This window comes from Pseudoalteromonas luteoviolacea, from assembly GCF_000814765.1.
Taxonomy (GTDB): domain Bacteria; phylum Pseudomonadota; class Gammaproteobacteria; order Enterobacterales; family Alteromonadaceae; genus Pseudoalteromonas; species Pseudoalteromonas luteoviolacea_H.
This window is the reverse complement of the sequence record NZ_JWIC01000009.1, coordinates 48,947-64,771: the sequence shown is the minus strand read 5'-3', so window position 1 is coordinate 64,771 and position 15,825 is coordinate 48,947. Positions and strand designations below refer to the sequence as shown.

General features: G+C 43.6%; 12 protein-coding genes. 3 read left to right on the top strand and 9 right to left on the bottom strand.

What is annotated here, in order from left to right; genetic code table 11:
- Positions 1 to 7 precede the first annotated feature (7 nt).
- Genes JF50_RS21010 through JF50_RS21000 form a run of 3 tightly spaced genes read right to left on the bottom strand, consistent with a single transcriptional unit; the run spans position 8 to position 3,455 of the window.
- Positions 8 to 1,246, bottom strand: coding sequence for an ATP-grasp domain-containing protein (locus tag JF50_RS21010; protein ID WP_039611332.1), 1,239 nt, complete (start codon positions 1,244 to 1,246; stop codon positions 8 to 10).
- Positions 1,239 to 2,336: a histidinol-phosphate transaminase gene (gene hisC, locus JF50_RS21005; RefSeq protein WP_052262632.1), complete on the bottom strand. Its 1,098-nt coding sequence runs from the start codon at positions 2,334 to 2,336 to the stop codon at positions 1,239 to 1,241. The genes JF50_RS21010 and hisC overlap by 8 nt, the downstream gene beginning before the upstream one ends.
- A gap of 54 nt (positions 2,337 to 2,390) precedes the next feature.
- Positions 2,391 to 3,455, bottom strand: coding sequence for a DUF1611 domain-containing protein (locus JF50_RS21000; protein WP_039611331.1), 1,065 nt, complete (start codon positions 3,453 to 3,455; stop codon positions 2,391 to 2,393).
- Positions 3,456 to 4,029: 574 nt separating this feature from the next.
- Here JF50_RS21000 and JF50_RS20995 point away from each other — a divergent pair.
- Positions 4,030 to 4,566 carry a YaeQ family protein gene (locus JF50_RS20995; RefSeq protein ID WP_039611330.1) on the top strand — a complete coding sequence of 179 codons (537 nt, stop codon included), beginning with the start codon at positions 4,030 to 4,032 and terminating at the stop codon, positions 4,564 to 4,566.
- A gap of 8 nt (positions 4,567 to 4,574) precedes the next feature.
- The gene (locus tag JF50_RS20990) at positions 4,575 to 5,180 is read left to right on the top strand and encodes a lipase family alpha/beta hydrolase (protein WP_039611329.1); all 606 of its coding nucleotides are present in this window, start codon (positions 4,575 to 4,577) and stop codon (positions 5,178 to 5,180) included.
- 1 nt (position 5,181) lies between these two features.
- Here the strand turns inward: JF50_RS20990 and JF50_RS20985 are convergent, their stop codons facing one another.
- Positions 5,182 to 5,391 carry a hypothetical protein gene (locus JF50_RS20985; RefSeq protein ID WP_039611328.1) on the bottom strand — a complete coding sequence of 70 codons (210 nt, stop codon included), beginning with the start codon at positions 5,389 to 5,391 and terminating at the stop codon, positions 5,182 to 5,184.
- Between the two features lie 353 nt (positions 5,392 to 5,744).
- On the opposite strand from JF50_RS20985, the gene JF50_RS20980 reads away from it, so the two are divergent.
- Entirely contained in the window at positions 5,745 to 6,212 is a 468-nt protein-coding gene (locus tag JF50_RS20980; RefSeq protein WP_039611327.1) for a Dps family protein, read from the top strand.
- Here the strand turns inward: JF50_RS20980 and JF50_RS26455 are convergent.
- The 5 genes from JF50_RS26455 to JF50_RS20955 form a co-directional block, all read right to left on the bottom strand.
- Positions 6,209 to 6,610 (bottom strand): hypothetical protein, encoded by a 402-nt coding sequence (locus tag JF50_RS26455; protein WP_052262630.1) that lies wholly within the window; start codon positions 6,608 to 6,610, stop codon positions 6,209 to 6,211. The two genes, JF50_RS20980 and JF50_RS26455, sit on opposite strands and share 4 nt — an antisense overlap.
- A 45-nt stretch (positions 6,611 to 6,655) precedes the next feature.
- The gene (locus JF50_RS20970) at positions 6,656 to 8,722 is read right to left on the bottom strand and encodes a S9 family peptidase (RefSeq protein ID WP_039611326.1); all 2,067 of its coding nucleotides are present in this window, start codon (positions 8,720 to 8,722) and stop codon (positions 6,656 to 6,658) included.
- Between the two features lie 266 nt (positions 8,723 to 8,988).
- Positions 8,989 to 12,141, bottom strand: coding sequence for an efflux RND transporter permease subunit (locus JF50_RS20965; protein WP_039611325.1), 3,153 nt, complete (start codon positions 12,139 to 12,141; stop codon positions 8,989 to 8,991).
- A 16-nt stretch (positions 12,142 to 12,157) separates the two neighbouring features.
- Complete coding sequence (locus JF50_RS20960; protein WP_039611324.1) at positions 12,158 to 13,324, bottom strand: efflux RND transporter periplasmic adaptor subunit; 1,167 nt, start codon at positions 13,322 to 13,324, stop codon at positions 12,158 to 12,160.
- 89 nt (positions 13,325 to 13,413) lie between these two features.
- Entirely contained in the window at positions 13,414 to 15,813 is a 2,400-nt protein-coding gene (locus JF50_RS20955) for an ABC transporter permease (protein WP_080760318.1), read from the bottom strand.
- Positions 15,814 to 15,825: the final 12 nt, after the last annotated feature.

Here is a 15,825-nt window from a genome sequence, read left to right as displayed (position 1 = left end):
AATTCCTTTAACACGTTTGAAAGTCAAAATTATCTAATACAAACTGCACATCTCGCTGCACATCTTCCAGCAGCGCGCCTCGGAACATAAATCGCCCCGCTTGTAAAGAACAATACCCCCGACCTTTTTCCACTTGACTCCCAACTTGTGGGATCAGCTCTTTGTATAACGTCGGCATTCTTCCTTTAAAGCTGCTTACTTCCTTTACAGTGCATGGCAATTGCTCGGGCAATCCAAAAAGTAACCAAGCGCCGTAGCTAAACTGATACGATGGCAGTATGGGTTGCTTACCAAAGATCATGGCAACCCACTGTTCAAATAAATTCACTCCGGTGCAATCGGCAACCATGTATGGGATATCAGCACCCGCAACACGCGCTGCATTCTCTAAAAAGACCAGTTCGCCATCAGGCTTTTCGATGATTTCAAGGTGAAATGGGCACCCCTTAAAATTCAGCGCTTTTAAGCATTGATGTGTAAAATTTTGAATTTTTTCATATCTTGATGTGTGCGGAGGAAGTAAATAAGAACCGGTAGGCACACCGCGCAAATAATCAAATAAGGTGTTGATGTAGACACTGGGCAGGGATAGACAAACTTCACCTTGTAGATCAATTAAACCATCCACATGCAAAACCTGGCCTGCAACATATTCTTCCAATTCCCAATTACCGGCCTCCAGTGACAACAATGCCTGTTTTAGCTCCTTGTCGGTATTCAGCTTCTGCACACCTACACTAGATGCACCATCGGTTGGCTTTAAAATAATCGGAAAACCATGCTGCTGAACAAACGCGTCAACGTCCCCTATCGTGTCACTATTCACAGCCATAAAATAAGGAGCGCGCAGGCCCGCACCTGAAATCACCTGTTTCATGACCAGCTTGTCTCTGGCTTTTTGTGTTTCAGACATGTTGGGGCCCACTATGCCATGACGCTCGCGCAGCTGTGCGAGCAAGTCCATATGCCCTTCAGAAAAAGAGATGAGTCGATAAACACAGCCTAACTGATCGATCAACGATTCTAATGTCGCTGCCAAAGCTTGATTATCCGATAAGTCATCGACGACAATCCGTGTATACCTATCTACCGTTTTCGGTAAACCTGATTCCCCCCGCTTATCAACAACATAAGTGACGTCATAGACACTGTGATCAATGAAGTTTTCATATTCAATTAATTCAAAATCCCAGCGCTCTGAGTCTGGAAACTTATTGTACGGATTAATAATGATGACGTTAGGCATGAAGCAGTTCCTTCAACTTCTGAAGTAACAGGGTGTTTTCTTCATCATTACCTACTGATATTCTGATCAAATCAGGACGCTGATAAACCTGCATTTGACGCGTTATAAATCCCGCTTCTAACAGGCTGAGAAATATCTCTGATGCTTTTTCGCCAAACTCAGCCAATACAAAATTCGCATTGCTTGGGTAACACTGTAAGCCCAGTGCAATCAAACCATCAAACAATTTTTGTCTACCACGCTTAGTGCTCTCAATCACTAACTGACGATATGCCCGGTCGTTTAAAGAGGCCATTGCCGCCGCAGCACCTATGCTTGATACGGGAAAGGGCTGTTGACCACGATTTAACCAGTCAATAATTGCCGCATCAGCGAGCGCATAGCCAACGCGCAACGCGGCTAAGCTATAGGCCTTTGAAAATGTCCTTGTAATAACCAGATTAGGGAACCGACTGAAAGTCTGCTCATCAATCTTAAAACTCGACTCGTCGCTAAACTCCTCATAGGCTTGGTCCAGAATCACAATGGTTTCTTGACTCACGCGTGTCAAGATCAGCTCAATCTCATCAGCACTTAAAGCGCCACCAGAAAAGTTGCCCGGGTTGTCAATTACAAGGAGGCTCGTATTTTCATCACACTGCTGGATCAAGTTTTCAGCCACATGATTAAGCTGAGCATTTGGCTGGGCCAGCTTCACAGTTAAACCTGATTTTTGTGCCAACAGTGGATACCCAAAGTAAGCGCTTGAAGTAAACACGATATTGCTATCTGTAACACTAAAAGCCTGAAACAACACATCTAATACGTTGATTGAGCCACTACCCAACATGACATTATTCAATGCCAGTTGGTATTCTTGTGCGATTGATGCACGCAAGCCAGTATAATCTGGATAGCGATTAACCTCTGTCAACATCTCACTCATTGCCTTAACGGCAAATTCTGATGGGGGAAATGGCGACTCATTGCTCGCGAATTTATACACATTATCTAGACCGTACTGTGATTTTATCGCCTCAGTTGTTAAACCCGCTTTGTATGGCTGCAACTGACGAAATCCGTCAGACACTTGCTTACTTACATCATTCAATTTCACATCCTCGTGTTACATGGAATATCAATTTAGATACCCGTATTCAGTTACTTACTTTGTATTGTTCCGGAATGACTCAACGGCATCAGCCAATTTCTGAGCACCAAATTTATATACATCCGTTGCTGGCAATCCCGTGTCTCGCTCAACTTGAGCGATGACATTGCGTGCCTCATCATCAGAAAGTGATTTACAATTCACACTGACACCAACCACTTTACATGGGCGTAAATACCCCCCCAATGTTTCGTATGTGTCAATCAGTTGAGTGAGTGAAAGTAATGGCGTTTTTTCCCAGTTTTTATGGGCTTCTAGGTTTGCTTCATGACATAAAATCAACGCATGCGGCATAGAGCCATGTAAAAGCCCTAATGTCACAGCGCTATAAGCTGGGTGTGTAATTGACCCTTGCCCTTCCACCAGTACAACGTCCGCATTACTGCCTTCGACGCTATCCAAAATTAACTTTTCAGTTGCACCGGCAACAAAATCGCTTGGAACAGCATCAATTGCGATGCCTTTTCCTGTAATGTAAATACCGCTTTGCCCCGTTGCAGCAAAAACGGTATTAGTGCCTTGTTGGTTCAAGTAATTCGTCACTTCTAATGCTGTGGTTTTTTTCCCCACACGACAATCAGACCCAACGGTATGTACAATAAACTGAGGAATATCAAGAAGTTTGTATTGGCTTGTGCCGAGCCCTGCAGGTGGCTCTTTCGTATCCCAAATAACCACGCCCATTTTATCAGCAAGTGCTTTTAATTCAGGGTCTTGTGCTAAACGATAATGAATACCACTGACAACATGCATTTTTTGTTCTAATGCAAGTTTGATGTTCTCTCTATATTCCTGAGGTAGATCACTGTGAAATAACCCATTACCTATCATGAAAACATCAACTTGCTTATCGAAAGTACTCGGCAGATCCGAAACCACAGGTATATTCCCACCATACCCTAGTATTTCTTCACAAGTCGCACCGGCCTTAGTGGAATCGATAACCGCAACGCATTTATCGGCATGATAACGAATGAATGAAGCCGCTACCTTTGCATTTGTAGAATCAAAACGCCCTTCTGCGTAAATCACAACGTTTTTATTATCAAAGTTAATCATTTTTCAAATGCTCCTTGCATTAAATAATAGATACGATGAAGAGCCTGTATCTTATTCAACCACAGTCAATTGTAAACAAGACAAAACAACAATTAATAAAAGGTTCACATCGCACAAACCTAATATATTATTACCATTAATTAAACCCCAAACAAACAAAATATTACAATTTGAAAACATTTAAAACACTTTAAATACATTTAAAAGCTGTAAAACCAGAGTGAACAAATGTAAACCTTATAAAAACAGTGATATACAGTATTATGCCCGTTAATCTTGATTTTTACCCTACGACTTATCGGTTAATAAAAAAACACCCAAATAACATTTTTATAACAAATTACCAGCGACCATATACGAACTAAACCTTTACGTTTATAGTCAGGCTCAACATGCTGAAAACGAGTAAGTCGGATGGCCATGAATATGATGGATGAACCGCATGTTAGTGAAGGTAATATGCAACGCAAACAAAGTGGATATAACCATCACCTTAGCAATGGCATATAGATAAAAAACCACCAAGTATGTAAATCTTGATATAATGGAACTTTAAAACCCTCAGCGTAATATCATGGCCTTAAAATCAACAATATTAAAAGCACACTTAAATATCAGTGATATGGATAGACACATTTACACTGACAAATCTCTGACTCTGGCACAGCACCCTTCAGAAAACGAACAGCGCTTGATGGTGCGTTTACTTGCTTATATCTTGCAATACACCGAAACGCTGAGCTTTACTAAAGGGCTATGTGTAGATGATGAGCCTGCTGCATGGCAAAAAAACCTCACCGATGATATTGAGCTATGGATTGATGTTGGCTTGCCGGATGAAAAGCGTCTGAAAAAAGCCGCTGTGCGTTCACAGCAAGTGGTGCTGTACACTTATGGCGAAAACACCCAAGAAATTTGGTGGAAAAAAAATCAATCAGCAGCCAATCAATATGATAATTTGCGCGTTTACAGCCTGCCTTATTCAGCGACTTCACAAATGGTAGAACTATTCGCACGTTCAATGGATTTGACAGCAACCATTCAAGATGGCGAAATATGGCTCAGTGATTCAAGCCATAGCGTGCAAATTGTACCAACTCAGCTTAAATAAGGAATTGTATGAATATAAAGCGGATTGTCGTCCTTCATGGACTATATATGTCAGGGTTTGTGATGCAGCCGCTTTGTACGCGATTAGAAAAAACCGGGTGTGAAATCCTCAATTTAAGCTACAACACCCTGGCCCCAGATAGGCAATCTATCTTCAATCAAATAGATACCTTTATCGCCGAAAAGCCAACCGCTTTCGTGTGTCATTCCATGGGGGGACTGGTGGCCAGAGACTACCTCACCCATGCCTCAGTACAGAGCCAGCATGTTGAAAAAGTCATCACACTTGGTACCCCACACAAAGGCAGTGCCATTGCAAAGCACATGCATGACAAAGGGTTTGATGGCTTATTAAAAAATAGTGTGGAATATTTACTAAGCGAAACCAATACATGGCCTTTTAATGCGCGTTTATACAGTATTGCAGGGGATTTACCGATTGGGTTAATGCCATTATTACAAAAAGGCAGCCGCTCAGATGGCACTGTGTTACTCGATGAGACAAAATTAAAGGGGATGGCGGAGCATAAAGTGTTTCACCGCAGCCATACCACCTTAATTTATTCTCGTAGCGTGATGGACTATATCATTGATGTGATCAGTCGCGATACGTAATTTATTTATCAGCCTTTTGCGCAACTTTATACGCAACTAAAGCAATGATCCCAGTGATCAAAGGCACCGGCGCTGCCAAATAACCAAAGCTGTCTGAGTTGGCATAGCTAGCACCTGCTAAATGTCCCACTAACCCAACCACAAAAGCCACCAGCGCAATGACAACAACGGTAATTTCACCTTTGTGCTGTGATTCTGTTTTACCTTTCATAGAGCTCTCCTTAAATAATTAGCGCCCGAGAAATGGCCTAAAATAAAAACAGGGCGCTTTGCCTTTTCATTATGGCTTCACCTTCAGTATAAAAATTGACCTGCATCAAGCTAAAAAACCGCATTTGATGCACACCTGATTGCATTTGCGATGGATCAACAAAGCGCTGATTTTGTAGTCAAAGTGGCAAGCTTTAAGCAGGTGTTAACGACTTTTTCGATGACTATAATCGCTTTTAGTCGTTGGCCTTTACCGTGCTTATCCGCCAAACTGTAAAGCATACAAAGTCAAACAATGACAAGCATTTAAATACGCCGCATCCACTGCGAGCAAACATCATAAGGTAGCAAACAATGACAAATAGCATAGGGTTAGACAAACAAAAAAGTGAACAACTGGTTGCAGCATTAAACGTGCTTTTAAGTAGCTACCAGATCCAATATATGAATGCGCGCAGCTTTCACTGGAATATCAAAGGGAGAGAGTTTTTTGAACTACATGTTAAGTTTGAAGAGATTTACAACCAGTTATTACTCAAAGTGGACGAGCTAGCAGAGCGCATCTTAACCATTGAAGGCATCCCACTGCATGCATTTAGCGATTATCTAAACGCCAGTGAAATCGCCGAAGCAAAAGATATTCAAAATGGTCCAGAAGCAGTCGCAACCCTGCTTGCAGGCTTCACTCAGCTGATCAAGTCACAACGTGCCATATTGGCACAAGCTGCCGATGCCGAAGACGAGGGCACCGCATCTTTAATGGGTGATTATATCACTGAGCAAGAAAAGTTAGTCTGGATGCTAAAGGCTTATTTAGGTTAAACCAACCATGGAGCAGCACCTCGATAGCTCGGATGTTGGCTGAGATACGCTGCCACATCAAGGTACAACTGTACCTTGATGTCACTGTCAGTCCATAGCTCGCATATAAATTTACGGGTTAGGGCATCAATGCCAATGTAGTCAATCTGGCGATAACCACGCAGCTCCATGTCTTTACAATATGCTTTGAGTGCTGCAATGCTATCAGCAGTGGTCATTTCAAACTCACTGAGATTGACCACCGCACAGTGCAGTTCGCCTGGCTGATAGTCTTGCCATCGCAGGCGTGCCTCTTGCACCAAGGCCGTGACTCCCTCACTGTTAAATGCCCCCACTAAGTTTACAAAAACCGTTGGTGGCGCAATATCTATGTGCCACTGTCCGTGTACTGAAAACATACTGCCCTCCTAAAATCCAATGAGCGATATCAATCGCCGAGTCAATTAGTCAGCCTGTTGCGGTAACAAAGAGATAAAAAAGGCCATTTCCAGCGCTTTTTCATGCAAGCTCTTAAACCTGCCAGACGCACCACCATGTCCGGAGTCCATGTCTGTTTTAAACACCAATACGTTATCATCCGTTTTAAGTGCTCTGAGCTTAGCAACCCACTTCATAGGCTCCCAATATTGTACTTGTGAATCGTGCAAACCTGTTGTCACTAGTGTATTAGGATAGTGCTTAGCCGCTAGATTGTCATAAGGCGAGTAGGACAAAATACTCTCATAATCTGCTAAATTGTTTGGATTGCCCCACTCATCATACTCATTAGTTGTTAAAGGAATCGATTCATCCAACATAGTCGTTAGTACATCTAAAAATGGCACATGGCAACCAACTCCTAAATACAGTTCAGGCGCTTGGTTCATTACCGCGCCCATCAGTAGGCCACCTGCACTGCCACCGGATGCAAATATTTTATCTGCCGCACCGTATTGCTGCTCAACTAATGCACGAGTGACATCCACAAAGTCGTTAAAGCTATTCTCTTTGTGGGCTTTTTTGCCGTTTTCATACCACTGACGGCCCAGCATTTCTGATCCCCTGATATGAGCAATAACATAGACAAACCCCCTATCCAGCAAGCTCAACGTCGTACTTGAGAAAGTTGGGTCCACCGTATAACCATAAGCACCATAGCCATATTGTAGCAATGGATTTGTGCCATCTTTATTAAACATCGACTTTCGATAAACAATAGAAACAGGCACTTTCTCACCATCACGAGCAGTAATGTGTAAGCGTTCAGATGCATAGTCTTGAGGCTTGAAATCCCCCAGTACTTTCACCTGCTTTTTCAAGGTTTTTTGACCTGTTGCCAAATCGCATTCATAGACACTGCTTGGTGTCGTCAAACTAGAGTAAGTGATGCGTATAGAGGTTGATTTTGGCTCGGGGTTATAGCCCACCCCCGCATAATAACACGCATCAGCAAAGCCTAGCTGGTAGCTTTCACCGGCATAATTGTGAATGACAAAACGGATTTGACCCATTTCTCGTTCAGTGATCACAAAGTGTGACTCAAATAACTCCAGCCCTTCTAGCAAAACATGTTCACGGTGCGCAATGAGCTCTTCCCACTGACTAGGATCGTTCACCACCTCTAAACCAGCTCGCACCATGCGAAAGTTTTTTGCATCACTGTTGGTCAACAAATAATAGTGATCACCAAACTTATCAAGACCATATTCATGCCCTTCTTGTCGTGCCAACAAGCGTTTAAACTCGCCCATCGGTTGATCAGCATCGAGATAAAGCACATCGCTCGTCTCTGTCGCAGACAAGTAAATATAAATTTGGCTCTCATCACGGCTTTTACCAAGACCCATGTAGTATTGGCGGTCTTGCTCCTCATACACCAAAACATCGTCACTTTGCGATGTACCAAGTACATGGCGGTAAACTTGGAATCCCAGCAAGGTTTGCAGATCTTTTTTGACATAAAAGACCGTGCGATTATCGTTCGCCCAAACCACTTCGCCTTCCGTTTCAACCAAGCAATCTTCCAGCATTTGGCCAGTATTCAGATCTTTAAACTTGATTGTGTAAATACGGCGGCCGTCCGTATCTTCACTGTAGGCCAGCAGATCATCATCTGGACTCACAGCCATATCGGCGAGTTCATAAAATTCAAACGATTTGGCTAACGCATTTACATCCAGCAGCAACTGTTTATCATCCATTGCTTCATTCAATGCACGATAATGACGGCCATATTCCTCTTCACCACTGACCTCATTGGTATACCAATAGCGACCATCTTTGACTGGCACTGAAGAATCATCTTTGACGATACGCCCTTTCATCTCCTCAAACAGCGTTTCCTGTAGCACTGCATGCGGCTGCATCACTGCTTCACAGTACTCATTTTCTGCTTTTAAATGGGCTAATACTTCGTCATTTTGACGCTTATCATCACGCATCCAGTAATAGTTATCTGTCCTTTGATGTCCATGCATGTCCATGACATGAGGTACTTTTTTTGCCACTGGCGGTGTAAGCGCTTTGGTCATATAGTTGTTCCTGATTTGTTATTGTTCATCCAGTCTAACATAGCTCTAGGTGAGGTACAGCTTTGTGCCATGACTTACGCAGGTAGATAACAATGGCATCGCACACAGACGTTATTTCGATGAATTTTTAAGATTGATACAGAATAAGACGAACTTGCAAAGTGTTACTTTATAACTTTAAGGGTCAAAACGGAATAGGCGATAAGCTTGTACTATAAACACAAAAAAGCCCAGCTCTAGGCTGGGCTTTTAATTCATAAACAAGGTTAGACAGCCGACTGACGAGCGTCCTTCTTGACACTTTTTATCCTTTTAAGCAGTTTCTGAACTAGTTTTGAGAATGCTTGCTTAATATCCACCAAAATAATGTACAAACAAGGTACTAATATCAGGGTTATTAATGTTGCAAACAATACCGCAAAGCCAAGTGAAATCGCCATTGGGATAACAAATTTAGCTTGCAAACTGGTTTCAAAGATAATTGGGGTAACACCCGCAAAAGTCGTAATAGACGTCAATGTAATGGCTCTGAAACGCGCACAACCGGCCTCAATAACGGCATCTTTGAGCCTGACCCCTTCTTTGCGTACTTGGTTCACATAATCGGTCATGACCAAGGAATCATTGATAACTACACCGGCAGCGGCAATTAAACCAAAGGTCGACATCATGCTCATGTCTAAATCATTTAACCAGTGCCCCCAAATGGCACCTATCAAGCTAAATGGGATAACGGACATGATGATCAGCGGCTGTGAATAACTTTTCAGTGGCACTGCCAGCAAGATGTACACAATCATCATACCAGCAATAAAGAACAGCTTTTGCTCATCCGCTTGGGCCTGCGTTTCCTCAACTGAACCGCCTAGCTCAGTTTTAATACCTGGAAATTGGCTTTGTAACGCGGGTAGTAAATCCTCGCGGATATTTTTTACGACAGCAGAGGGTTCAATGACTTGCTCATCAATACTGCCGTAAACGTACACGGTACGATAGCCTCCTTCACGTCGAATATAGCTGACGCCAGGTTTTTCAGTAAACTCAACCACATCCCCAAGCACGACTTCTTTGCCTTGCGGCGTCTTAACGAGCGCATATTTAAGAGAGGCAATCGCTTCTCGGTCAAGTTCTGGGTAACGCACCATAACACGGATTTCTTCGCCATCTCGAAGTACACGCTGGGCCTCGCCACCATAAAAACTATTACCGATTTGATTGGCAACATCCGCCAGGTTTAGTCCCAAATCATAAGCCACAGGTTTCAGCGTTAACTGAACTTCTTTACTCGGTGGATCGATCGTCGAGCTGATATCAAACAGGCCTTTCTCTTGTTGCAACATCGCAATAAACTGCCTTCCTGCTGCATTCAATGTATCAACATCAGGACCATACAATAAATAACCAAACTCACCGTCACCACCGCCAAAGTCATTCACATCGTCGACCACTAATAAAGACTTCACACCGGCAATGGTTGGCATGTTTTCACGCCATCGACGAGAAAGTTCAAACGCATCAAACGGACGAAGCTCTTCATCAACCAATACTGCGAGTACCGACCCTTCGCTGCGGCCTTCATTCCAAACAAGAATATCTTTTAGCATTTTTTGCCCATATTCTTGTTCAATCTCTCGGTCTACTTCTAACATCATTTGCTCAACTTTCGTCACAGCAGATAACGTTTGCTCATCGGACACATTGTCATTGAGCAAAATTTTAACCATGGGAAAGTCATGAGGTACTTTGGGCATTGGAATGAATCGCACTTGGCCAGATGTAATCAAGGACATACTGATTAGGAACACCGCGATAAAGCCAGAGAACACAGCCCAACGCCACTCCACGCATGTTTCTACAGTCTTACGATACGGGCCATTCACAAATGCAAAAAAGCGTTTGTTAAATTTCGCTCGCCAACTGTTTTCACGCATTGGCTTAAACTTAGTATGTGCAAGGTGGGCAGGCAAGATCCACTTTGATTCGATTAAGCTAAATACCAAGCACAAAATCACCACAATAGAAATGGATTTAAAGAAAGCCCCCTGCGGACCAGAAGACATGACCATAGGCGCAAATACCGCCATCGTGGTCAAAACACCAAACGTTGCAGGGGTAGCAACACGCTTTGCCCCTCTTACAACGCTATCTACACTGGGACCGCTGCGTTCCACTTCTGTGTAGGCGGACTCTCCAATGACAATGGCGTCATCGACGACTATCCCTAATACCATAATAAAGGCGAATAAGGAGACAATATTAATGCTAATACCAAATATCGGCATTAACATGATCGCGCCAAGGAAACACACCGGTAAACCTATCATTACCCACAGTGCTAACTTAAAACGTAGGAAAATAGACAGCATGATGGCAACAAGAATGGCCCCTTGCAGCATATTTTTCTTCATCATTTCTAATCGCGCATCTAGGTAGTAAGTCATATCAACAATGGGCGTTAATGTGACACCTGCGGGCAAAGTGCTATTTTTCGCTTCAATGTAGGCATGCACCGTTTCTGCGATTGGGATCATGTTTTGGTCTTTGGTCGCTTTCACAGATAGAAAAGCGGCATTAACGCCATTTTGCTTAAAGTAGAATTCACCTTCCACAAATTCATCTTTGATCACCGCAACGTCTTGGAGGTAGACTTTTGCGCCATTATCGCCAACTTTGACAGGAATGCGTTTAAACTCATCACCATTATACTTTTGGTTTTCGACACGAACAGAAATGATGCCTGCATCAGTTCGGATCTGACCTGCTGACATATTGGCAGAATAACGCTGAATCGAATTACTGATATCATTGATAGTTAAGTCATAGCGTCTAAGCGTATCCGGATCTATTTCAATGGCAATTTCATATTCCGGAGTATTGCGCTCAACCAAAGACACATTAGATAGCTGAAGCAGTTCATCCTCAATTTCTTTGGCTAAAGGCTTCAGTTCCGCAAGAGGAATATCCGCAGCCAACGCCATCTGAATGACATCTTGACGAAACTCTCTCAGTTGGACTCGAACCGGCTCCATATCGCCAGGAAAGGTGGCAATACCGTTAACCCTTGTTCTGACTTTTTCAGTCACTTCATTTAAGTCAGCGTCAACGTCGATATCTAATACGACACTGCCACTGCCGCGCGTCGCGCGATATATGCCTTTGTCAATTTCAGTAACGTCTTTAATCGCTTCTTCAATCTTAATTAAAATGCTCTCCTCAATTTCTTGGGGAGAGGCACCAGGGTATACAGCACTGATCGATATTTTATTAATTTCCTGACTAGGAAACATCTGGCGCTGAATGGTCATATAACTCACAACACCCATGATTAAGATAAATATCATCATCAAGTTTGCGGCGACAGGATTATGCGCAAAGTATGCGATTAACCCTTTTTGGGAAGTTCTTATTTGCTCACTCATAGTTCATTCCCTGCTGTTACAGCTTTTCCACGTTGTCAGACTCAGTATCCGTTTCTTTAGAGCCTGCAACTTTAACCGCCATACCACGCTGAGGATATTCTGGGAGTGTCACAACAACTTTGTCATTGTTAGACAGCCCTTCGCCGACAAGATAATACATCCCTTCTTCTCGGATCACTTGCACTGGACGAGGCTCTAATTGCGCTTCTGCATTCAGTAACCACACGGTTTGATTATTCACTAGTTCTTGTGGCAGGCGATAGATTTGGCGTAGTGTCTTACCCTTAAACTGAACCTGTACGTAAGTACCAAATTTCACTTTAGGCTGACTGCTGGTCAGTCCGTACGGATCTTCAATACGTACCACTAAACTGCTCATACGTGTTTGCTGATCAACCACACCAAGATCACGGTGGATATACGCTTCACGGGTAAAGCCATTGGCACCTTTTTGCGTCAAGGTCGCTTTCACACCGGACACTTGCTCAGGTAGAAAGATCGAATCAAAGCCAGCAATCGGGATCACCACTTCAGCGTACTCAATGTTGTTTAATTGAGCCACAGGACTGCCTGTGCTCACAAATTGACCCAGACCCACTTCTCTCGATACGATTAACGCATTGAATGGGGCGACAACATCACAGTTTTCTAAATCACGCTGCGCTCTTTTAAGCGCTGCTTTTGCCGATTTAACCGCTGCATGCGCACTCATCAGCTGAGGTTTTCGCAAAAATAAATCAGTGTGTTTTTTGTTAGGAAAGCGCTTTGCTTCATCCGCAGCGACATCTGCCAACGCTTGCTCTTCAATTAACTTAGCTTGCGCACTTGAAAGTGACGCTTCAGCCTGCAGTACCGCCGCTTCGTAGTTGTCTTTTTCAATGCGCAGCAGCACATCACCTTTACTCACTACCCCACCGGTAACAAACTGTGGATGCCAGTATTCAATTTCACCAGAAACTTGCACTGATAACATCGTTTGATCCAGCGGTCTCACCTCACCATAGCTGTTGATCACCACTTGATGATCTTGCGCCTCAAGCGCTTCAACTTCTACAATGGGGCGAGTGTCTACGACGTCAGAATCATCATCGTTTTTGGCTACGGCATTTATGCCCATAAACCCAATGATACCTATGCCCAACGCGACGAAGGGCAATAACCATTTCAGTATTCTTGCTTGCATGACTGTACCTATTGATAATTTCCTAGCGCTATAGTAACAAGATTTACCCCCCCAAGGGTGTGACATTTGTAAGAATCTGTTACAACCATTCAATATTTTTTCAACTGCCCTTTAAGGTGATAAAAATCTATAGTAAACAAGGTAATAAATACGATAAAAGCTGAAAAAACATAACTGTAAAACAAAGCCAAAGTCACCATAGGCAATAGGCTCGCCAATCCAAGCGTTACACATGTTGCAATCAATAACGCACAGAGAAAATGTACCAAACGTGCACGCATTTGCTCTAATATCAACTGCCAACGTGTTGCCCCGACTTGCTGTTTTATCAACAATACCGGTTGCTGAATAAATGCCAAATTGGCTAATAAACCATAGAGTCCTACCAGCACTTGCATAATCATTAAGAAGCTTAGTCCAATTCCACTGTAAAAGCTCAGTACCGCTGATTGGTTAAGGTTGGACAAGTGGAGCGCCAAATCATGGACCTCTCTGATACTTTGCGTATTCACGTGTTGTTGCAGTACCTGAGTCAATTCATACTTCGACATAGATTGATTGGGCATGAACTTCACCACCATATTCCCCTCAAAAAAATCATGGGGATAATACACAGTTGCAGGTGCGCCCTCTGCATAGCTGTAGATATCTTCTACAATACCCAGCAACTTCACTGGCTGCTCACCACGACCATATAAGAGCTTCCCAACCTCATTCGCATTCACGCCCAATAGCTTGGCGGCCGCCTGATTAATGATGACCGATTGACGTGTATCTGTCTCTGCCTGAGTAAAGGTTTGGCCTGCCAAAAACTGTAACCCAAGTAGTGAAAAATATCCCTCTCCGACCAATTGTGAATGCATTGTCACCTGTTTATCGTTATCGGGGGACTTACTCATTTGTGCCAAATAGCTTGTATCTAATGGATTGAGGCTGGTTAGCGCGACAGCTGACACCTTCGGATGCGCTGATAAGGCTTGTACATTTGATAAATACATCTGCTTACGTGCTGCCATAGCCGCTTCGTCCCTATCCCAGGACATCTGATGGCGCACAACAAAAATAGTATCTTGTGGCTCGATGCCTGAAGACATGCGCATCTTCGAGCCAAAGTAATTGGCCGACCAAATACCAATACACAGCACGATTAGCCCAATACACAGCTGCGCGACCAACACCCCAACACTTAGCCAGTGCGGGAGTTGCTTAGCCTGACCTTTACCTGCGGCCTGTAAGCTTTGATATAAACTATCAAAAGATAATTGCCTAAAGCCAAATACAGCAAAACACCATGCCAGTATCCATGAAAACCCCATCACCAACAGATAATGAACAGTGTTCAACTGTAACCAATCGATGTGAGCAATGTTTTTTTGACCAAACTGCGCTATCGCAAACATACCCAACTCGGCAAGGAGGATGGCGCATATTGCGGCCAGCGAAAACATCACGCCCAACTGCCAATAATGCGCTGTACGCAATGTCGCCAGCGGTGCCCCTAATGTGGCTTTAAGGACCAACTGTGCGTGCTGCGTTTTAATATCGAGCAAATAAAACATCAGCAAATTAATCACGGTGATAAGGAGGAATGCCACTGCACAGAGCAACAGCCAAGTGCTCGACTCTTGCAAACTCCCTTTGAGTTTTTGATGCAAGGGAATGTAGTTAAAGTGCAATTGGTTGTTTACGGTACTGCCGTGTGCCACTAACCCTGCACGAAACTCCGCATTCAAATGCCCCGTGATATCAGCCGTCACAACAGGACGGTTTAATTGCTCGACAGTACGGCCTACAACAAAGGTATTGTAGCGCACCGAAATGTGTTCCTGTGCCATTGCTTGACCATCAATGACATGCTTAAAAGCCACATAAACATCACTCACACGGTTTGGTAGATATAACTGCGGCTCTGTTTTCGAGCATGCAACAACCCCAACCACATGAAAAGTTTGCTGGTCCAATTGCAAGCTATGCACTGACTTGTCACTATCTTGGAGTATTTGTGGCATATAACGCTCAGCAAAACACTCACTGATGACCGCCTCGTGACGCACTGTACCATCTGGCTTCGGCCCCTCAAAGTAGCGACCTTGTATCAGAGATTGCCCAAATAACGTAAAAAACTCAGGCGTCGTATACGTCACATTAAGCTTAGGTTGTTTCGCATGATCTAGGTGCAGCGCGTCACCATAATAAACGGGGGCAGCCAGTGATAACGCTGAGTCATTATCCGCAATATACTGGGCTGCAACATTTGATAACGCATTGTCCATCACACGATTCCCCGTCTGATCAACCATGCTGCCACGTAACCATACGAGTTGATCATCATTGGCATAGGGCAAAGGCGCATAAGCATGCCATGCAACCACACTGACCATTGCCCCACCCGCCAAAGCACAGGCCAACAAGCCTACAAACAAGATGGTAAATCTTACTTTGCTCAATAACTCTACAACAGCACTGATGTTTTCCTTCCACATCATCATAATCACCTAATA